This is a genomic window from Variovorax sp. VRV01 (genome assembly GCF_014852545.1).
GTDB classification, from domain to species: Bacteria; Pseudomonadota; Gammaproteobacteria; order Burkholderiales; family Burkholderiaceae_C; genus Variovorax; species Variovorax beijingensis_A.
The window spans coordinates 22,029-42,443 of record NZ_JACVBS010000001.1; the positions used below are offsets into that span (position 1 = coordinate 22,029).

Annotated in this window: 18 protein-coding genes and 1 riboswitch; of the genes, 16 read left to right on the plus strand and 2 right to left on the minus strand. The window is 67.6% G+C overall.

The window, feature by feature from the left end:
* Positions 1-10 precede the first annotated feature (10 nt).
* The 7 genes from IB278_RS00110 to IB278_RS00140 all read left to right on the plus strand — a co-directional run bounded on the left by IB278_RS00110 (position 11) and on the right by IB278_RS00140 (position 7,477).
* A complete protein-coding gene (locus IB278_RS00110; RefSeq protein ID WP_145739926.1) occupies positions 11-1,195 on the plus strand; it encodes an acetyl-CoA C-acyltransferase in 1,185 nt (394 codons plus the stop codon).
* 86 nt (positions 1,196-1,281) lie between these two features.
* On the plus strand, positions 1,282-2,532 hold the full coding sequence (locus IB278_RS00115) for a glutamate carboxypeptidase (RefSeq protein WP_145739928.1): 1,251 nt from the start codon (positions 1,282-1,284) through the stop codon (positions 2,530-2,532).
* Between the two features lie 35 nt (positions 2,533-2,567).
* Positions 2,568-3,698 carry an acyl-CoA dehydrogenase family protein gene (locus IB278_RS00120; protein ID WP_145739930.1) on the plus strand — a complete coding sequence of 377 codons (1,131 nt, stop codon included), beginning with the start codon at positions 2,568-2,570 and terminating at the stop codon, positions 3,696-3,698.
* Positions 3,699-3,784: 86 nt separating this feature from the next.
* Positions 3,785-4,213 (plus strand): YchJ family protein, encoded by a 429-nt coding sequence (locus IB278_RS00125; protein WP_145739932.1) that lies wholly within the window; start codon positions 3,785-3,787, stop codon positions 4,211-4,213.
* Positions 4,214-4,239: 26 nt separating this feature from the next.
* Positions 4,240-4,344: riboswitch (TPP riboswitch) on the plus strand.
* An 87-nt stretch (positions 4,345-4,431) separates the two neighbouring features.
* Complete coding sequence (gene thiC / locus IB278_RS00130) at positions 4,432-6,318, plus strand: phosphomethylpyrimidine synthase ThiC (RefSeq protein ID WP_145739935.1); 1,887 nt, start codon at positions 4,432-4,434, stop codon at positions 6,316-6,318.
* Between the two features lie 55 nt (positions 6,319-6,373).
* Positions 6,374-7,066 carry an HAD family hydrolase gene (locus IB278_RS00135; RefSeq protein ID WP_192322341.1) on the plus strand — a complete coding sequence of 231 codons (693 nt, stop codon included), beginning with the start codon at positions 6,374-6,376 and terminating at the stop codon, positions 7,064-7,066.
* 84 nt (positions 7,067-7,150) lie between these two features.
* Positions 7,151-7,477 (plus strand): thioredoxin family protein, encoded by a 327-nt coding sequence (locus IB278_RS00140; protein ID WP_027730156.1) that lies wholly within the window; start codon positions 7,151-7,153, stop codon positions 7,475-7,477.
* 329 nt (positions 7,478-7,806) lie between these two features.
* Here the strand turns inward: IB278_RS00140 and IB278_RS00145 are convergent, their stop codons facing one another.
* Positions 7,807-8,835 carry an AraC family transcriptional regulator gene (locus IB278_RS00145; protein WP_192322342.1) on the minus strand — a complete coding sequence of 343 codons (1,029 nt, stop codon included), beginning with the start codon at positions 8,833-8,835 and terminating at the stop codon, positions 7,807-7,809.
* A 143-nt stretch (positions 8,836-8,978) separates the two neighbouring features.
* On the opposite strand from IB278_RS00145, the gene IB278_RS00150 reads away from it, so the two are divergent.
* The 7 genes from IB278_RS00150 to IB278_RS00180 all read left to right on the plus strand — a co-directional run bounded on the left by IB278_RS00150 (position 8,979) and on the right by IB278_RS00180 (position 18,217).
* A complete protein-coding gene (locus tag IB278_RS00150) occupies positions 8,979-10,151 on the plus strand; it encodes an isovaleryl-CoA dehydrogenase (protein ID WP_145739941.1) in 1,173 nt (390 codons plus the stop codon).
* A gap of 144 nt (positions 10,152-10,295) precedes the next feature.
* Positions 10,296-11,978, plus strand: a complete 1,683-nt coding sequence (locus IB278_RS00155) for an AMP-binding protein (protein WP_145739942.1) — start codon at positions 10,296-10,298, stop codon at positions 11,976-11,978.
* A complete protein-coding gene (locus IB278_RS00160) occupies positions 11,975-13,597 on the plus strand; it encodes a carboxyl transferase domain-containing protein (RefSeq protein WP_145739944.1) in 1,623 nt (540 codons plus the stop codon). The genes IB278_RS00155 and IB278_RS00160 overlap by 4 nt, the downstream gene beginning before the upstream one ends.
* A 141-nt stretch (positions 13,598-13,738) precedes the next feature.
* Positions 13,739-14,527 (plus strand): enoyl-CoA hydratase/isomerase family protein, encoded by a 789-nt coding sequence (locus IB278_RS00165; protein ID WP_192322344.1) that lies wholly within the window; start codon positions 13,739-13,741, stop codon positions 14,525-14,527.
* A gap of 10 nt (positions 14,528-14,537) precedes the next feature.
* Positions 14,538-15,209, plus strand: a complete 672-nt coding sequence (locus tag IB278_RS00170; protein WP_145739947.1) for a DUF4126 domain-containing protein — start codon at positions 14,538-14,540, stop codon at positions 15,207-15,209.
* Positions 15,202-17,205, plus strand: a complete 2,004-nt coding sequence (locus IB278_RS00175) for an acetyl/propionyl/methylcrotonyl-CoA carboxylase subunit alpha (RefSeq protein ID WP_192322345.1) — start codon at positions 15,202-15,204, stop codon at positions 17,203-17,205. Before IB278_RS00170 ends, IB278_RS00175 begins: the two co-directional genes overlap by 8 nt.
* A 58-nt stretch (positions 17,206-17,263) precedes the next feature.
* Entirely contained in the window at positions 17,264-18,217 is a 954-nt protein-coding gene (locus tag IB278_RS00180; RefSeq protein WP_192322346.1) for a DUF4349 domain-containing protein, read from the plus strand.
* Positions 18,218-18,229: 12 nt separating this feature from the next.
* Here IB278_RS00180 and IB278_RS00185 read toward each other — a convergent pair whose 3' ends face one another.
* Entirely contained in the window at positions 18,230-18,544 is a 315-nt protein-coding gene (locus IB278_RS00185; RefSeq protein WP_145739952.1) for an EthD family reductase, read from the minus strand.
* Between the two features lie 117 nt (positions 18,545-18,661).
* Here IB278_RS00185 and IB278_RS00190 point away from each other — a divergent pair, with 117 nt between their 5' ends.
* A complete protein-coding gene (locus IB278_RS00190) occupies positions 18,662-19,582 on the plus strand; it encodes a 2-hydroxyacid dehydrogenase (protein WP_192322347.1) in 921 nt (306 codons plus the stop codon).
* A 94-nt stretch (positions 19,583-19,676) separates the two neighbouring features.
* Entirely contained in the window at positions 19,677-20,414 is a 738-nt protein-coding gene (locus IB278_RS00195) for an IclR family transcriptional regulator (RefSeq protein ID WP_192322348.1), read from the plus strand.
* The last annotated feature ends 1 nt before the right edge of the window (position 20,415 follow it).

The window sequence follows — 20,415 nt, forward strand, 5'->3', positions numbered from 1 at the left end:
GGAGACCACCATGCCTGAATCCATCGTCATCGTCGGCGCCGCCCGCACCCCCATGGGGAGCTTCCAGGGCGACTTCTCTTCCCTCTCGGCGCACGACCTCGGCGGCGCCGCCATCAAGGCCGCCGTGGAGCGCGCCGGCATTGCGCCCGACAGCGTGGGCGAGGTGCTGTTCGGCAACTGCCTGATGGCCGGCCAGGGCCAGGCGCCGGCGCGCCAGGCGGCCTACAAGGGCGGCCTGCCCGACAGCGCGGGCGCGGTCACGCTCAGCAAGATGTGCGGCTCGGCCATGAAGGCCGCAATGCTCGCGCACGACCTGCTCTTGGCCGGCACGCACGAGGTGATGGTGGCGGGCGGCATGGAAAGCATGACCAACGCGCCCTACCTCATGCTCAAGGGCCGCGGCGGCTACCGCATGGGCCACGACCGCATCTTCGACCACATGATGCTCGACGGCCTCGAAGACGCCTACCAGCCGGGCCGCTCCATGGGCACCTTCGGCGAAGACTGCGCCGCCAAGTACAAGTTCACGCGCGAGCAGCAGGACGCCTTCGCCATTGCGAGCGTGCAGCGCGCCAAGGCCGCCACCGAATCCGGCGCGTTCAAGGACGAGATCACGCCCGTCACCATCAAGGGCCGCGGAGGCGACACCGTCATCTCCATCGACGAAGGCCCGGGCAAGGTCAAGCTCGACAAGATCGCCACGCTCAAGCCCGCGTTCAAGAAGGAGAACGGCACCATCACCGCCGCGTCGAGCTCGTCGATCAACGACGGCGCCGCCGCGCTGGTGATGATGACCGAGTCGCACGCGAAGAAGATCGGCGCCAGGCCGATCGCACGCATCGTCGGCCATGCCACGCATGCGCAGCAGCCCGAGTGGTTCTCCACGGCCCCCGTGGGCGCCGTGGCCAAGCTGTTCAAGAAGACCGGCTGGACCGTCAAGGACGTGGACCTGTGGGAGGTGAACGAAGCCTTCGCCGTGGTGCCGATGGCGCTGATGCACGAGCTCGACGTGTCGCACGAGATCGTCAATGTGAACGGCGGCGCCTGCGCGCTGGGCCACCCGATCGGCGCCAGCGGCGCGCGCATCATGGTCACGCTGATCCATGCGCTGAAGGCGCGCGGCAAGAAGCGCGGCGTGGCCACGCTGTGCATCGGCGGGGGTGAAGGCACCGCCGTGGCACTCGAGTTGCTTTAACAAAAAACAACCGCCACAAGCGCCCCTTGCCGGGGCGCTTCGTGGTTTTTCTCTCTACGAATACTGCAGACGCCAGGAGATTCTTCATGCGCCCATTCCCTCAACGCACCCTGCTCGCAGCCCTGCTGGCCGCCGCCTTGCTGGCACCAGCCGCCGGCTGGGCGCAGAAGCGCGACAACGTGCTGTTCCAGGCCGCCACCGACGCGCAGCCCGCGGTGCTCAAGACGCTGGAGCAGCTGGTCAACATCGAAACCGGCACGGGCGATGCCGAGGGCATTGCAGCCGCCGGCAACTACCTCGAGGGCGAACTCAAGAATCTCGGTTTCACCGTCACGCGCAGCAAGTCCGCCGGGCTCGTGGTGGGCGACAACATCGTCGGCAAGCTCAAGGGCCGGGGCGGCAAGAACCTGCTGCTGATGTCCCACATGGACACCGTGTACCTCAAGGGCACGCTCGCCAAGGCGCCGTTCCGCATCGAAGGCAACAAGGCCTACGGCCCCGGCATTGCCGACGACAAGGGCGGCAACGCCGTCATCCTGCACACGCTGAAGCTGCTCAAGGACTACGGCGTGCGCGACTACGGCACCATCACCGTGCTGTTCAACACCGACGAGGAAAAAGGCTCCTTCGGCTCGCGCGACCTGATCCAGGAAGAAGCCAGGCAGGCCGACTACGTGCTCTCGTTCGAACCCACGAGCGCGGGCGACGAGAAGCTTTCGCTCGGCACTTCGGGCATTGCCTACGTGCAGGTCAACATCACCGGCAAGGCCTCGCATGCGGGCGCCGCGCCCGACCTGGGCGTGAATGCGCTGGTCGAGGCGTCCGACCTCGTGCTGCGCACCATGAGCATCGACGACAAGGCCAGGCACCTGCGCTTCAACTGGACCATGGCCAAGGCCGGCAACGTGTCGAACATCATTCCGGCCAGCGCCACGCTGAACGCCGACGTGCGCTACGCGCAGAACGAGGACTTCGAAGCCGCCATGAAGACGCTCGAAGAAAGGGCGCAGCAGAAGAAGCTGCCCGAATCCGATGTCAAGGTGGTGGTCACGCGCGGCCGTCCGGCCTTCAATGCGGGCGAAGGCGGCAGGAAGCTGGTCGACAAGGCCGTGGCCTACTACAAGGAGGCCGGCGGCACGCTGGGCGTGGAAGAGCGCACCGGCGGAGGCACCGACGCGGCCTACGCAGCGCTCTCGGGCAAGCCCGTGATCGAGAGCCTGGGCCTGCCGGGCTTCGGCTACCACAGCGACAAGGCCGAGTACGTCGACATCAGCGCCATTCCACGGCGCCTGTACATGGCGGCACGGCTCATCATGGACCTGGGCGCCGGCAAGTAAGCAGGCCCGCAAGAAAAAAGACAGGAGACAACGCCATGCTGCTCAGTGCCGACCAGGAAGCCATCCGCGACGCGGTGCGCGATTTTTCACAGGCCGAACTCTGGCCCAATGCCCCCCAGTGGGACCGCGAGCACAGCTTCCCGAAGGAGGCGCACCAGGGCCTCGCGGCGCTCGGCGCCTACGGCATCTGCGTGCCCGAGGAACACGGCGGCGCGGGCCTCGACTACCTCACGCTCGCGCTTGTGCTCGAGGAGATCGCGGCCGGCGACGGCGGCACCAGCACCGCCATCAGCGTGACCAACTGCCCGGTCAACGCCATCCTCATGCGCTACGGCAACGCGCAGCAGAAGAAGCAGTGGCTCGAGCCGCTGGCGCAGGGCCGGATGCTCGGCGCCTTCTGCCTCACCGAGCCGCAGGCCGGCAGCGACGCATCGAGCCTGCGCACCACGGCGCGCAAGGACGGCGACGGCTGGGTGATCGACGGCGTGAAGCAGTTCATCACCAGCGGCAAGAACGGCCAGGTCGCCATCGTCATCGCGGTGACCGACAAGGGCGCCGGCAAGCGCGGCATGAGCGCCTTCATCGTGCCCACCGACGCGCCCGGCTACAGCGTGGCGCGGCTCGAGGACAAGCTGGGCCAGCACAGCAGCGACACCGCGCAGATCAACTTCGACGGCTGCCGCATTCCGGCTGAAAACCTCATCGGCGCCGAGGGCGAGGGCTACAAGATCGCGCTGGGCGCGCTCGAGGGCGGCCGCATCGGCATTGCGGCGCAGAGCGTGGGCATGGCGCGCAGCGCCTTCGACGTGGCGCTGGCCTATGCCAAGGAGCGCCAGGCCTTCGGCGGGGCGATCTTCGAGCAGCAGGCCGTCGGTTTCAGGTTGGCCGAATGCGCCACGCAACTCGAAGCCGCCCGCCAGCTGATCTGGCATGCCGCGAGCCTGCGCGATGCGGGGCGGCCGTGCCTGAAGGAAGCCGCCATGGCCAAGCTGTTCGCGAGCGAAATGGCCGAGCGCGTGTGCAGTGCGGCTATCCAGACGCTGGGCGGCTATGGCTATGTGAACGACTTTCCGCTCGAACGCATTTACCGCGACGTGCGGGTGTGCCAGATCTACGAAGGCACCTCGGACATCCAGAAGCTGCTGATCCAGCGCGCGCTGGCCTGAACCGGGCGTTTCGCACGGCCGCCGGCCGGGCCCCGGGCTTGCCCCATCGGCGAAGGGCCCCGGAGGATGTTCCAATAGCGTTCTTCATGAGTGCCACCGATCCCACCACCGGACCTTGCCCCTGCGGCCGCACGGACCGCCGAGACAAGCCCATCGGCTATGCCCTGTGCTGCGGCCGCTACCTCGAGGATTTCGAGGGCACGCCCGCGCCCGACGCCGAATCGCTGATGCGCTCGCGCTATACCGCCTTCGTGCTGGAACGCGGCCCCTACCTGCTGGCCACCTGGCACGCGTCGACGCGTCCGGCGTCGATCGAGTTCGAACCCGGCGTGAAATGGCTCGGGCTCGACATCCGCTCGCGCTCGGTGCTCGACGCCGACCATGCCGAGGTCGAATTCGTCGCCCGCCAGCGCAGCAGCACCGGCGCCGCCACGCGCCTGCACGAGCGCAGCCGCTTCGTGCGCGAGGGGGAGCGCTGGTTCTACCTCGAAGGCGATCTGCAGACCCCCGGTTGACGCACCGGGCTTCGGCCCGCACAATCGATCCCGCTCCGGGGTGCACGCATGTGGCGTGCTGAGATGGCAAAGTGCCGACCCGCGAACTTGATCCGGGTCATACCGGCGTAAGAAGAGCTGCACTCCCCGACTCCGGTCCCGCCACCCACCCACCGTGGCGGCCCAAAGTCCTCAGAGCGATTGCGGAGCACCCTTTCCCTCAACAAGGAGTGCCCCGCATGAATGCCCCCGACAAGTTCACCTCCCTGCTCTCGCTCACGCGCGAGCCCTTTCCCGCATCGCACAAGTGCCTGATCCCGGGCAGCCGGCCCGACCTCAACGTGCCGGTGCGCGACGTGCTGCTGACCAACGGCGAGACCGTGTCGCTCTACGACACCTCGGGCCCCTACACCGATGCCAAGGTCGAGATCGACGTGCGCCGCGGCCTGCCGGGCGTGCGCGGCGCCTGGATCGCCGAGCGCAACGACACCGAAAGCTACGAAGGCCGCTCGCACCAGGCGCTCGACGAGGGCCTGAAGCACGCGCACGACCACGATGCCCAGCGCCTGGCCGAACTGCGCGCCGGCGCCTCGGCGCTGCAGCGCACGCCGCGCCGCGCGAAGGCCGGCGCCAACGTCACGCAGATGCACTACGCGCGCCGCGGCATCGTCACGCCCGAGATGGAATACGTGGCGCTGCGCGAGAACGGCAAGCGCGAGTGGATGGCCGAATACCTCGCCAACGAGGAGCGCGCGAAACGCGTGGCCGGCAACCCGATGGGCGCCAGCATTCCGCGCATCATCACGCCCGAGTTCGTGCGCGACGAAGTGGCGCGCGGCCGCGCCATCATTCCGGCCAACATCAACCACCCCGAAGTCGAGCCGATGGCCATCGGCCGCAACTTCAAGGTCAAGATCAACGCCAACATCGGCAACTCGGCCGTCACCTCGAGCATCGAGGAGGAAGTGGAAAAGCTCGTGTGGGCGATCCGCTGGGGCGCCGACAACGTGATGGATCTTTCCACCGGCAAGAACATCCACACCACGCGCGACTGGATCGTGCGCAACTCGCCGGTGCCCATCGGCACCGTGCCGATCTACCAGGCGCTCGAGAAGGTGGGCGGCGTGGCCGAGGACCTCACGTGGGAGATCTTCCGCGACACGCTGATCGAGCAGGCCGAGCAGGGCATCGACTACTTCACCATTCATGCCGGCGTGCGCCTGCCGTTCATCCACCTGACGGCCGACCGCATGACGGGCATCGTCTCGCGCGGCGGCTCGATCATGGCCAAGTGGTGCATCGCGCACCACAAGGAGAGCTTCCTGTACGAGCGCTTCGAGGACATCTGCGACATCATGAAGGCCTACGACGTGAGCTTCTCGCTCGGCGACGGCCTGCGCCCGGGCTCGGGTGCCGACGCGAATGACGAAGCCCAGTTCGCCGAGCTGCGCACCCTGGGCGAGCTCACGCAGATCGCGTGGAAGCACGACGTGCAGACCATGATCGAAGGGCCGGGCCACGTGCCGATGCACATGATCCAGGCCAACATGGACGAGCAGCTCAAGCACTGCCACGAGGCGCCGTTCTACACGCTCGGCCCGCTGACCATCGACATCGCGCCGGGCTACGACCACATCTCCAGCGCCATCGGCGCCGCGATGATCGGCTGGGCCGGCACCGCGATGCTCTGCTACGTGACGCCCAAGGAGCACCTGGGCCTGCCCGACCGCGACGACGTGAAGCAGGGGATCATTGCCTACAAGATCGCCGCGCACGCGGCCGACGTGGCCAAGGGGCACCCCGGAGCGCGCTCGCGCGACGATGCGCTCAGCAAGGCGCGCTTCGAGTTCCGCTGGCAGGACCAGTTCAACCTGGGCCTGGACCCCGACACGGCGCGCGAATTCCATGACGAGACGCTGCCCAAGGATTCGAGCAAGGTGGCGCACTTCTGCTCGATGTGCGGACCGAAGTTCTGCTCGATGAAGATCACGCAGGAAGTGCGCGAGTACGCGGCGAAGAAGGGCGTGGCCGAGGCGGAAGCCATGGCCGAAGGAATGGCCCAGAAGTCCAGGGAGTTCATGGCGGGCGGCGGCGAGATCTACATCCCGATCCAGCCCGCGTCCTGAGCCCGGCCCGGGGTCATTGCTACCATGGGGGAATTCCCCGAACCCCTGCAGCGCAATGACCCCATTCCCCTTCGACGCCGTACTCTTCGACTGCGACGGCGTCCTCGTCGATTCCGAACCCATCACCAACCGCGTGCTCGCCGAGATGCTCGGCGAACTCGGCTGGCACCTCACCACCGAAGAGTCGATGAACACCTTCACCGGCAAGGCCGTGAAGGACGAAGCCGCGCTCATCGAATCGAAGACCGGCGTCAGGATCACCGAAGACTGGCTCAAGGCCTTCAGGGCCCGCCGCAACGAAGCCCTCGAGCGCGACCTCGTGGCCATTGCGCACGCCCCCGCGGCCATCCGCGACATCCATGCGCGGCTCCGGGGCCGCATCGCCTGCGCCTCGGGTGCCGACCGCCATAAGGTCGAGCTGCAGCTGGCCAAGGTCGGCCTGCTCGATTGCTTCGAGGGCCGCATCTTCAGCGGCCACGAGATGCCGCGCTCCAAGCCCTATCCCGACGTATACCTTGCCGCCGCCGAGGCGCTGGGTGTCGATCCGAAGCGCTGCGCAGTGGTCGAGGACACTGTCACGGGCGCAATGGCCGGCGTGGCCGCGGGGGCCACGGTTTTCGGCTACAGCACCGGCGAATCGGGCCACAGCGGGCCCGAGGCGCTGCGCAGCGTCGGCGCGCTGCAGGTGTTCAGCGACATGCGGGAACTGCCTGCGCTGCTCGCTTCGCACGGCCTGCAGCCGGCCTGAAGACCAAGCCCCTGCCGCGAGCAAGCCCGCAGGGTTTCTGCTGCAATGGCATCAAGCAAGCCAGTCCACAAGGAGCCGGATCCCATGACTTCCGAATACAAGACCGAGCAGCCCGACCGCGCCGAGATCGATGCCCTGAAGGGCCCGGCCGTGGTCGAGTTCGGCACCAACTGGTGCGGCATCTGCAAGGCCGCGCAACCGAACATCGCCGAAGCCTTTGCCAAGTACCCGGACATCCCGCGCATCAAGGTCGAGGACGGCAGCGGGAGGCCGCTGGGCCGCTCGTTCAACGTGCGGCTGTGGCCCACGCTGGTGTTCATGCGCGACGGCCAGCAGGTTGCGAAGCTGGTGCGGCCCGAAGACAGCCAGTCGATCGCCGATGCGCTGGCGTTGATTGCGCAGCCGGGCTGAGCCTCGCGTTGGTGCCTTGTTCGGGGCGCCGCTGTTCAGTTCAGGGCGCTGCTGTCCGGGGCGCGATCACGCCGACGGGGTACCTTGCTCCGCGAATGTCCTCCGGCCTGCGGCCTCCCCCTTTATTTCGCTGCGCAAGGCACCCCATCAGCGTGATCGTTGTTCAGCGCGGCTGTTGATCAGCGGTTCACCAGCGGCGTGCCCGGTGCACAGGGCATCGGGTGCTCCCCGCAGCGAAATCAAGGAGGAGGCCGCAGGCCGGGGGACATTCGCGGAGGGGAGTACCCGGTGGCCTGTGCACGCGCCCTGAACAACAGCGCCCCGAACCGCTACAACCCCCGCAGCCGAAAGTCCCGCGGCGCATGCCCGGTCCACTGCAGGAACGCACGCGAAAAGCTCTTCTCGTTGCGAAAGCCCACCGCCAGTGCCACCTGCTTGATCGGCCGGTTGGTGCGGCGCAGCTGCTCCACCGCCATCTCGTGGCGCACTTCGTTCTTCAGCGCCTGCAGCGAGGTGCCTTCCTCGTGCAGCTGCCGGTGCAGCGTGCGGCCTGACACATTGAGCAGCGTGGCCAGCGCCTCCGCCGTCGTGGCCTCGGCGGCGCGCGAACGCAGCAGCTCGCGCACGCGCTGGCCCAGCAGGCGGTCGCGCCGGTACTGCAGCACCGTGAGCGGCAGCGCCCGCTTGAGCATGGTGCGCAGCGCACGCTCGTCGCGCTGCAGCGGCAGCGCGAGATAGCGCTCGTCGAAGCTGATGCTCGCCTCGGGCGCATCGAAGCGCACCTCGGGCGTGAACATCAGCGGATAGGCATCGCGGTGCGGCGGCGCGGCAAAGGGAAAGGTCGCGTCCCGCAGCGAGATGCGCGAATCGATGGCCCAGCAGACGTACCCGTGCAAAAAGCGCAGGCTCGTCACCAGGCAGAACTCGCGGAACGCCTCGTCCAGCGGGCGGTGCTCGGTGATGCGCAGCGTGGCGACGCCGCCCGACACCTCCAGCGCCAGCGTGATGTCCTCGGTCAGCAGGCGGTGATGGCGGCACCAGCGCTTGATGGCCACGCCCAGGTCGGGCGAGGTCAGCGAGGCGCGGCACAGCATGCCGTAGCTGCCCCAAGGCAGCCGCCGCGAGAACCAGCCGAGCGCCTCGTCGTCGAGCTCCTGCATCGCATGGCCCGACAGCGCCTCGAACTGCGCAGCCGTCACCCGCGCGCCCGGCCGGGCCAGCTCGCGCGGCGTGATCTGTGCCGCTTGCAGCGCCGCGGACGGATCGATGCCATAGCGCTCGTAGCCCTGCACGATGGCTCTCACGAAGGCCATCGGCGTGACGGCGCGGGCGGGTCGGAGGAAGGACGGGGACGACATGGTCAGGTGGTTCCAGCGTGGCGCAATTTGCAACCATTGTGGCGCCAATTGCGGCGCGGCGAGGCGTAAGCTGCATTCTTCCAAGCGCCCATCCGCGTGGGACAGCCTGCCTGCGCGCCGACCCTTCAGAGGAGACAACACACATGCACGATCCCGGCCTGAACTTCGACCTGGGCGACACCATCGACTCGCTGCGCAGCGCGATCCAGGACTTTGCCGCGAACGAGATCGCCCCGCGCGCCGCCGACATCGACCGCGACAACCTGTTCCCGCACGACCTGTGGCGCAAGCTCGGCGAGCTCGGCCTGCACGGCATGACGGTGAAGGAAGAATTCGGCGGCACCGAGCTGGGCTACCTGGCGCACATCGTGGCCATGGAAGAGGTGTCGCGCGCCTCGGCCTCGGTCGGCCTCTCGTACGGCGCGCACTCCAACCTGTGCGTGAACCAGATCCACCGCAACGGCAGCGATGCGCAGAAGAAGAAATACCTGCCCAGGCTCGTGAGCGGCGAGCATGTGGGCGCGCTGGCCATGAGCGAGCCCAACGCCGGCTCCGACGTGGTGAGCATGAAGCTCAAGGCCGAGAAGAAGAACGGCTACTACGTGCTCAACGGCGGCAAGATGTGGATCACCAACGGCGGCGACGCCGATACCCTGGTGATCTACGCCAAGACCGAACCCGAGATGGGTGCGCGCGGCATGACGGCCTTCATCGTCGAAAAGGGCTTCAAGGGCTTCTCGGCCGGCACCAAGCTCGACAAGCTCGGCATGCGCGGCTCCAACACCTATCCGCTGTTCTTCGACAACTGCGAAGTGCCCGAAGAGAACGTGCTCGGCGGTGAAGGCATGGGCGCCAAGGTGCTGATGAGCGGCCTCGACTATGAGCGCGCGGTGCTCTCGGGCGGGCCGCTGGGCATCATGGCCGCCTGCATGGACGCGGTGCTGCCCTTCATCCACGAGCGCAAGCAGTTCGGCCAGAGCATCGGCGAGTTCCAGCTGATGCAGGGCAAGCTCGCGGACATGTACTCGACCTGGCAAGCCACGCGCGCTTACGTGTACGCCGTGGGCAAGGCCTGCGACCGCAACGACCATGCGCGCACCTTCCGCAAGGACGCGGCCGGCGCCATTCTCTATTCGGCCGAGAAGGCCACGTGGATGGCCGGCGAGGCGATCCAGGCGCTGGGCGGCGTGGGCTACACGAAAGACTTTCCGGTCGAGCGGCTGTGGCGCGATGCCAAGCTGTACGAGATCGGGGCCGGCACCAGCGAGATCCGACGCATGCTGATCGGGCGCGAGCTGTTTTCGGAAACGGCCTAGATTGTTTTTCTCCCTCCCCTTCCGGGGGAGGGCAGGGGTGGGGGCAAGCGGCGTTCGATGAAGCAGGTCGCCGAACAAGCGCCGTCCGTCCCCATCCCAACCTTCCCCCGGAAGGGGAAGGAGCCAGACAAGGAGACAAGGAACATGAACATGACTGCTTCGTTGACTGAAAGCTACAGCAAGGGCGCCACCAACGTCCCCCTCATCGAGCAAACCATCGGCGATTTCTTCGACGGCATGGCCGCAAAGCAGCCCGACCGCGAGGCGCTCGTCAGCCGCCACGAAGGCAAGCGCTTCACCTACCGCGAGCTCCAGGCCGAGTCCAACAAGCTGGCCAGCGCATTGCTCAAGCTGGGGCTCGCACCCGGCGACCGCGTGGGCATCTGGTCGCACAACAACGCGCCCTGGGTGCTGATGCAGATCGCGACCGCCAAGGCCGGGCTGATCCTCGTCAACATCAACCCGGCCTACCGCACCTCCGAACTCGAATACGCGCTCAACAAGGTCGGCTGCAAGGCGCTGGTGACGATGGCGAAGTTCAAGACCAGCGACTACCTGGGCATGCTGCGCGAACTCGGGCCGAAGCGCCTGCCGCAGCTGCGCCACACCTTCTGGATCGACGGCAAGGCCGCGGCTGATGTGCAGGAGCCCGGCATGCAGCGCTTCAGCGAGCTGCTCGCGAGCGGCGACGCGGCCGACCCGCGCGTGGCACAGGTGCAGAAGACGCTCAAGGCCACCGACCCGATCAACATCCAGTTCACGAGCGGCACCACGGGCTTTCCGAAGGGCGCGACGCTCACGCACCGCAACATCCTCAACAACGGCTTCTTCATCGGCGAATGCATGAAGCTCACGCCGGCCGACAGGCTGTGCATCCCGGTGCCGCTCTACCACTGCTTCGGCATGGTGCTCGGCAACCTGGCCTGCCTCACGCACGGCTCGGCCATCGTGTATCCGAACGACGGCTTCGATCCGCTCACGGTGCTCGAGACCGTGCAGGCCGAGAAGTGCACGGGCCTGCACGGCGTGCCCACGATGTTCATCGCCGAGCTCGACCATCCGCGCTTCAAGGAGTTCGACCTGTCCACGCTGCGCACCGGCATCATGGCCGGTTCGCCGTGCCCGACCGAGGTGATGAAGCGCGTGGTGAATGAAATGCATCTCAGCGAAATCACCATCGCCTACGGCATGACCGAGACGAGCCCCGTGAGCTGCCAGAGCAGCACCGACACGCCGCTCGACAAGCGCGTGTCCACCGTGGGCACGGTGCAGCCGCACCTGGAGATCAAGATCATCGACCCCGAGACCGGCGCCATCGTGCCGCGCGGCAGCTCCGGCGAGTTCTGCACGCGCGGCTACTCGGTGATGCACGGCTACTGGGAAGACGAGCCGAAGACCCGCGAGGCGATCGATGCCGAGCACTGGATGCACACCGGCGACCTGGCCACCATGGACGCCGAGGGCTACGTCAACATCGTCGGCCGCATCAAGGACCTCGTGATCCGCGGCGGCGAGAACATCTACCCGCGCGAGATCGAGGAATTCTTGTACCGCCACCCCAAGGTGCAGGACGTGCAGGTGGTCGGCCTGCCCGACAGGAAGTACGGCGAGGAGCTCTGCGCCTGGATCATCGTCAAGCCCGGCCAGGCCGCGACCGAGGACGAGATCCGCGATTTCTGCAAGGGCCAGATTGCGCACTACAAGGTGCCGAAGTACATCCGCTTCGTCGCCGAGTTCCCGATGACGGTGACCGGCAAGATCCAGAAATTCAAGATCCGCGAAGCGATGGCCGAGCAGCTCGGCCTCGAACAAGAAAAGACAGCATGAGCAAGATCGAAACCAAACTCAACGCGCGTTCCGCAGACTTCCAGGCCAATGCCGCAGCGATGCGCGCGCTGGTCGACGACCTGCACAAGCAGTTCGCGAAAGTGGAGCAGGGCGGCGGCGAGGCCGCGCGCGCCAAGCACACGGCGCGCGGCAAGCTGCTGCCGCGCGACCGCGTGGCCGAGCTGCTCGACCCGGGCACGCCCTTCCTCGAGATCGCGCCGCTCGCTGCGCATGCGATGTACCTCGATGCCAAGGGTGCGGAGTCCGCACCCGGCGCGGGCCTCATCGCGGGCATCGGCCGCGTGAACGGCGTCGACTGCATGATCGTGTGCAACGACGCAACCGTGAAGGGCGGCACCTACTACCCGATGACGGTCAAGAAGCACCTGCGCGCGCAGGAGATCGCCGAGCAGAACCGCCTGCCCTGCATCTACCTGGTCGACTCGGGCGGCGCCAACCTGCCGAACCAGGACGAGGTGTTCCCCGACCGCGACCATTTCGGCCGCATCTTCTACAACCAGGCCAACATGAGCGCCCAGGGTATTGCGCAGATCGCGGTGGTCATGGGCTCGTGCACGGCGGGCGGCGCCTACGTGCCGGCGATGAGCGACGAGTCGATCATCGTGAAGAACCAGGGCACCATCTTCCTGGGTGGTCCGCCGCTCGTGAAGGCCGCGACGGGCGAGGTCGTCACGGCCGAGGACCTGGGCGGCGGCGACGTGCACACGCGGCTCTCGGGCGTGGTCGACCACCTGGCGCAGAACGACCTGCATGCGCTCGCGCTCGCACGGTCGGCGGTGGCCAACCTCAACGCCAGGGCGGCCGATGCCCCGGCGAAGGCCGAGGTGCGCGAGCCCGCGTTCCCGCGCGAGGAGCTCTATGGCGTGATTCCCACCGACACGCGCAAGCCCTTCGACGTGCGCGAGATCATCGCGCGCATCGTCGACGGAAGCGAGTTCCACGAGTTCAAGGCCCGCTTCGGCGCCACCCTGGTCTGCGGCTTTGCCGAGATCGAGGGCATGCCGGTCGGCATCATCGCCAACAACGGCATCCTGTTCAGCGAATCGGCGCAGAAGGGTGCGCACTTCATCGAGCTGTGCTGCCATCGCAAGACGCCGCTGGTGTTCCTGCAGAACATCACGGGCTTCATGGTGGGCCGCAAGTACGAGAACGAAGGCATCGCGCGCCACGGCGCCAAGATGGTGACGGCCGTGGCCACGGCCAACGTGCCCAAGTTCACGATCATCATCGGCGGCAGCTTCGGCGCCGGCAACTACGGCATGTGCGGCCGCGCGTACAGCCCGCGCTTCCTTTGGATGTGGCCCAACGCGCGCATCAGCGTGATGGGCGGCGAGCAGGCCGCGAGCGTGCTGGCCACGGTGAAGCGCGACGGCATCGAATTGAAGGGCGGCAGCTGGAGCAAGGAAGAGGAAGAGGCCTTCAAGGCGCCGATCCGCCAGCAGTACGAAGACCAGGGCCACCCGTACTACGCGACCGCGCGGTTGTGGGATGACGGGATCATCGACCCGGCGGACACGCGGCGGGTGCTGGCGCTCGGCCTTGCTGCTGCGCGCAACGCGCCCATTCCAGAGCCGAAGTTCGGCATCTTCCGCATGTGATATGGCCCGCCCCCAGTCTTCGCGCACTTCGTGTCGCTTCGCCAACCCCCTACCGGGGGCAACACCAGCGGCCCGGCAAAGCCGGTTCCGCGGTGTTCCTGGAAAAAGACAACAGAGCACCTCATACAAAGTGGATCTGACATGACCTTCACCAAGCTGAACCTCGCCATCGACGGCGCGGTGGCGCGCATCTGGCTCGACCAGCCCGACGCGCGCAATGCCTTCGACGACGTGGTCATCGCCGAGCTCACGCAGGCCTTCGCCGAAGCCGGCGCCGCGCCGCAGGTGAAGGCCATCGTGCTCGGCGCGAACGGCCCGGCCTTCTGTGCAGGCGCCAACCTCAACTGGATGCGCCGCATGGCCGACTACACGCGCAGCGAGAACATCGCCGACGCGGGCAAGCTGGCCGCCATGCTGCGCACCATTGCCGAATGCCCCAAGCCCACCATCGCACGCGTGCAGGGCGATGTGTATGCGGGCGGCATGGGGCTGGTCGCGGCCTGCGACATGGCGGTGAGCGTCGATACGGCGTGGTATTGCCTGAGCGAGGTCAAGATCGGCCTCGTGCCCGCGACCATCAGCCCCTATGTGCTGCGTGCCATGGGCACGCGCGCCTCGCAGCGCTACTTCCTCACGGCCGAGCGCTTCACGGCCGCCGAGGCGCACCGTATCGGCTTCGTGCATGAAGTGGTGGCGGCCGATGCGCTCGACGCCAAGGTCGACGAACTCCTGAAGGCGCTCGCCAGCGCCAGCCCGGCCGCGGTGCGCGCCTGCAAGCAGTTGATCGCCGACGTGGACGGACGCGAGATCGACGACGCGCTGATTGCCAAGACCGTCGAGGGCATCGCCGACATCCGCGCGAGCGACGAAGGCCGCGAAGGCGTGCAGGCCTTTCTGCAGAAGCGCAAGCCTTCCTGGCTGAACCGCTGAGCGCCAGGCGATGACTGCGCTCGACATGCCCCAGCTGCTCGCACTGGCCGCGGCCATCGGCTGGGCCAGCGGGGTGCGGCTGTACCTGGTCGTGCTGCTGACGGGGCTGGCCGGCTATTTCGGCTGGGTACCGCTGCCCAGCGGCTTGCAGCTGCTCGCGCATCCGGTGGTCATCGCGGCCAGCGGCTTCATGGTGTTCATCGAGTTCTTCGCCGACAAGATTCCGGGCCTCGACTCGCTGTGGGACGTGGTGCACACGGCCATCCGCATTCCGGCCGGCGCGGCGCTCGCGGCCAGCGTGTTCGGTGCCGACCATGGTGCGATGGCCGTCGTGGCCGCGCTCGTGGGCGGCGGTTTCGCGGCCACCGCGCATGCGGCCAAGGCCACGACGCGCGCGGCCATCAACACATCGCCCGAGCCGTTTTCGAACGTGGGCGCCTCGCTGGTCGAGGACAGCATGGTGCCCGCGGGCTTGTGGCTTGCCGTTGCGCACCCGCTGGTCTTCCTGCTGCTGTTCGTCTTCGTGCTGGTGCTCAGCGTCTGGCTCATCCGCAAGAGCTGGCGCTTTCTCAAGGCGCTGTTCGTCCGCGTGGCCCGCATCTTCAGCGGCCGGCCCGATCCGGGCGTCGCGCCTGCATTCCAACTGAAAAAGAATCCTCCGGGAGACACTCCGAATGTTTAAGAAGATCCTCATTGCCAACCGAGGCGAGATCGCTTGCCGTGTCGCGGCCACTGCTCGTCGCATGGCGATCCGCACCGTCGCCGTGTACTCCGATGCCGACGCGCATGCCAACCACGTGCGTGCCTGCGACGAGTCGGTGCACCTCGGCGGCAGCGCGCCCAAGGACAGCTACCTGCGCTGGGAAAAGATCCTCGAAGCCGCCAAGGCCACGGGCGCCGAAGCGGTGCACCCGGGCTACGGCTTCCTGAGCGAGAACGAGGAGTTCGCGCAGGCCTGCGCCGACGCGGGCCTGGTCTTCATCGGCCCGCCGCCATCGGCCATCAAGGCGATGGGCCTGAAGGCCGAATCGAAGCAGCTGATGGAGAAGGCCGGCGTGCCGCTGGTGCCGGGCTACCACGGCCACGACCAGAACCCGCAGCTGCTGCAGCGCGAGGCCGACCGTATCGGCTACCCGGTGCTCATCAAGGCCAGCGCGGGCGGCGGCGGCAAGGGCATGCGCGCGGTCGACCGGGCCGAAGACTTTGCCGCGGCGCTCGCTTCATGCCAGCGCGAGGCGATCAACAGCTTCGGCGACGACGCGGTGCTGATCGAGAAATACGTGCAGCGCCCGCGCCACATCGAGATCCAGGTGTTCGGCGACACGCACGGCAACTACGTCTACCTGTTCGAGCGCGACTGCTCGGTGCAGCGGCGCCACCAGAAGGTGCTCGAGGAAGCGCCCGCGCCCGGCATGACCGACGCGATGCGCAAGCAAATGGGCGAGGCGGCGGTGGCTGCGGCGCGCGCGGTGAACTACGTCGGTGCCGGCACGGTCGAGTTCATCGTCGAGCAGCGCGAAGGCGGAGAGATGAATTTTTTCTTCATGGAGATGAACACGCGTCTCCAGGTGGAGCATCCCGTGACCGAAGCCATCACGGGCCTCGATCTCGTCGAATGGCAGTTGCGCGTGGCCTCGGGCGAGACGCTGCCTGCGAAGCAGCAGGAGCTGCAGATCCACGGCCACGCGATCGAGGCGCGCATCTGTGCCGAGAATCCCGACAACAACTTCCTGCCTGCGACGGGCAGCTTGCGCGTCTACCGCAAGCCGCAGGCAACGGCGTTCCAGCGCAGCCGCGTGCGCATCGACGACGGCGTGCGCGAGGGCGGCGAGATCTCTCCGTTCTACGATTCGATGATCGCCAAGCTGATCGTGCACGGCAGCACGCGCGCCGAGGCGCTGGCGCGGCTCGATGCGGCGCTGGCGCAGGTGCAGATCGTGGGCGTGTCGACCAACGTGCAGTTCCTGCGCGGCATCCTTGCGACCGAATCGTTCTCGAAAGCGAACCTCGACACCGCGCTGATCGAGCGCGAGCGCGCCGTGCTATTCGATCGCGAAGCGCTGGGCCTGCCGCTGGCCGCGGCCGCCGCCATCACGCGCACGCTCATCACCGAGCGGCCGGCCGGTGCACCCGACCCGTTCGAGCGGCGCGACGGCTGGCGCTCGCACGGCGAATACCGGCGCCACTTCGACTTCGAGTTCCGCGGCACGGAGCATGCGGCTGTGCTCGCCTACAAACGCGACGGCAGCCTCTGGCTCGAAGCCGGCGGCGTGCAGGGCCCGCTGGTCGTGGGCCAGTTCCCGTCGGGCGAGTTCGAGGTCGAGTTCGCCGGCACGCGGCAGACCGTGGACGTGCATCTGGACGGCGCCACGGCCCATGTGTTCGCGTCGAAGGGCGCGACGAAGATCATGGCGATCGACCGCCTGGCCCATGCCGGCGACACCCATGCCGAAGCCGGCCGGCTTACCGCGCCGATGCCCGGCAAGGTCGTGTCCTTCGCGGTCAAGGCCGGCGACAAGGTCAGCCGCGGCCAGCCGCTCGCAGTGATGGAGGCCATGAAGATGGAGCACACCATCGCGGCGCCGGCCGACGGCACGGTGGAAGAACTGATGTTCGCGCCCGGCGAGCAGGTGGCCGAGGGCGACGAACTGTTGCGAATGGTTGCGGCGGCGGCCTAACCCCGTTTCGGGCGCTCGCCCGTATCAGCTGCGGTAGCCATTTCTTCAAGGGACTTTTATGACCTGCCGCAAGCACCTGCGTTCGCATTTTTCTTCTTCTACTTTCGCTCACCGCCCGGGCGTTTTGCTGCTGGTTCTGGCCGCCGCCCTGTCGCTCGGGGGCTGCAAGAGAAGCGACAACGAGACCTTGGCCGCCGCCGAGCCTGCAATGGCCTACGGTGGATCGATGGGGATGAAGAGCGCGCGGCTTGAAGCTGCGGCCCCGCCGGCGCCGGCGCCGGTGGCCGCTACCGCTTCCGATCGGGCCCCGGACGCGCCGCTGCAGCGCTTTCTCGCGGTGCGGCAGGACCTGAACGTCGAAGTCCCGCCCGAGCATCTGGCCGATGCCTGGGGCAAGGTGCGCGACCTGTGCGGCACGCTGCAGTGCGAACTGCTGTCGTCCACGCTGCAGCGCGAGACCCCGCAGCAGCCCGGCAGCGCGATGCTCGAAATGCGCGTGGCGCCGGCCGATGTCGACAGGCTGCTGGGCGGCCTGGCCGGCGTGGCCAGGGTGGTGTCGCAAAACACCACCAGCGAAGACAAGACCGCCGAGGTGATCGACGTCGAGGCGCGCATCAGGAACCGCGTCGAGTTCCGCGACAGCCTGCGCCTGATGCTGCGCGACACGGCCACCAAGCGCACCATGGCCGACCTGCTCGCCATCCAGCGCACGCTGTCCGACACGCAGGCCGAGCTCGATGCCATTGCCACCCAGCGCAAGGTGCTGGAGCAGCAGACCAGCAAGCAGCACGTCCAGATCCAGTTCACGCCGGCGCGCGTGCTGGTGCAGGGCGGGCGCAGCTACAACCCCATGATGCGCGCGCTGCGCGAGGCGGGCTCGGTGCTGGCCGAGAGCGTGGGCACGCTCATCACCTTCCTGGCGGCGGTGCTCCCTTGGCTGCTGCTCGTTGGCTTGCCGCTGGCGTGGCTGCTGCGGCTGCTGTGGCGCCGTCGCCGGATCAAGGCGGCTTGAGCAGTCGGGCGGTCAGCCCACCACCACTTCGCTGATCTGCATCACCGGCGCGATGTCGGTGTAGTTCTTGATGTCGCCCAGGATCTCCTTGGCATGCGGGCCGAAGGCCGCCTGGAAGGCCTCGGCCGAATCGCAGAACACGTGGCACATGCCGACATAGGCCGGCGGTGCGCCGGGTGCGCCGCCCGCCAGTCCCTTGTCGATGGTGTACGACCTGCAGGCATCGCCCATGCGCGCCTTCAACAGCGGCATGTGCTTGTCGCGGTAGTAGGCGTGGTCGAACCGTGCGCCTTCGGTGTAGGGGTACATCACGCTGACTTTGATCATGCTGGGGTCTCCGGGTGTGTCGATGTTCTGGATGGTCGCGCACGAGCATAGAAGAAGGCACCTGGCGGGACAAGCCGCCGATCGGATCGATGGGCCGGGGCCTCTAAGATCCGGCGCATGAAAATCATCGTTTCCCTGACCGACAACCGCCCCGAACCGTGGATCGAAGGCCTCCGGGCCGAACTGCCCGATGCGCAGATCGAGGCCTGGAAGCCGGGCGTCGCCCAGGCCGACCATGCGGTGGTGTGGGCGCCGCCCCAGCAACTGCTCGACGAGCAGCCCGGGCTGCGCGGCCTGTTCAACATCGGCGCGGGCGTCGATGCGCTGCTCAAGCTGCGCGTGCCGGCGCACACGCGCATCGTGCGGCTCGACGATGCCGGCATGTCGGTGCAGATGGCCGAATACGTGTGCCACACGCTGATCCGGCACTTCCGCGAGTTCGACGTGTACGAAGCCGATGCGCGCGAAGGCCGCTGGAGCTACCGCAAGCCGAAGCTGCGGCGCGACTTTCCGGTCGGCATCATGGGGCTGGGCGTGCTTGGCGAGCGGGTCGCGAAAGCCGTGGCGCAGTTCGAGTTTCCGGTGCTGGGCTGGAGCCGTTCGCCCAAGGCGATCGACGGCGTGAAGGTGTTCAGCGGCGAAGCGCAGTTCGACGAGTTCCTGTCGTCCACGCGCGTGCTGGTCAACCTGCTGCCGCTGACCGAGGCCACGCGCGGCATCCTCAACCGCCACACCCTCGGCAGGCTGCGGCCGGGCGGCTATCTCATCAGCATCGCGCGCGGCGCGCACCTGGTGGAAGACGACCTGATCCCGATGCTCGATGCCGGCCAGCTGGCCGGCGCCACGCTCGACGTGTTCCAGGTCGAGCCGCTGCCCGCCGACCACGCCTTCTGGCGGCACCCGAAGATCACCGTCACGCCGCACGGCTCGGCGCGCACGCTGCGCGAGGAGTCCATCGCCCAGATCGCCGGAAAGATCCGCGCGATGGAACAGGGCCTGCCGGTCAGCGGCGTGGTCGATCCGGTCCGGGGCTACTGACGACGGCATGCGTTACCGGCGATGACGCTGAAAGGAGGCGCAGCCAGGGGCAAACCCTGAGGCTTTTGTTTTTCACATACGCGAAAATTTCTTCATGGTTGTGAAAACTGCTTTTCGCGTGATCGAGATCGTCGAGCTCTTTGCCCGGGAGAAGCAGCCGCTGGCGCTGTCCGAAATGGCGCGGCTGCTCGAGATGCCGGTGTCCAGCTGCCTCGGGCTGATCCGCACGCTGGAAGAGCAGGGCTACATGTATGAGACCGGCCGCCGCCAGGGCTACTACCCGACCGGCCGGCTGCTCGCGATGGCGCAGGTCATCGCGGCCCACGACCCGGTGCTCGACCGCGCGCGGCCCGCGCTCGAAGAGCTGCGCGACGGTGCGCGCGAAACCGTGCTGTTCGGCAAGTTCCGCGACCCGAGCACGGTCGTCTATCTGGAAGTGCTGAGTGCGCCGCAGAGCATTCGCTATTCCGCCGAGTCGGGCGAAACCCGCCCGGCCTATGCCAATTCTATGGGCCGCGCGCTGCTCTCCACGCTTGCGCCCGAGGCGCGCCGCAAGCTGCTGGCAGCCACTCCGTTGGCAGCGCTGACCGACGCCACGCTGACCACACCCGATGCCATCGAGCAGGAGCTCGAACGCTCGCCCGCGCGCGGCTGGTACGGCAACCTGGGCGAGAGCATCCCCGATCTCGTCGGCCTCGCATGGCCGCTGCGCATCGGGGGCGAGGCCTACGCGATCTCGGTGGCGGGCCCGCGCTACCGGCTGGAGCCGCGCATCGACGAGGTGGCCGCCATGCTGCGCTCCGCCTGCCTGGCCATCGAACACAAAGGCTGAA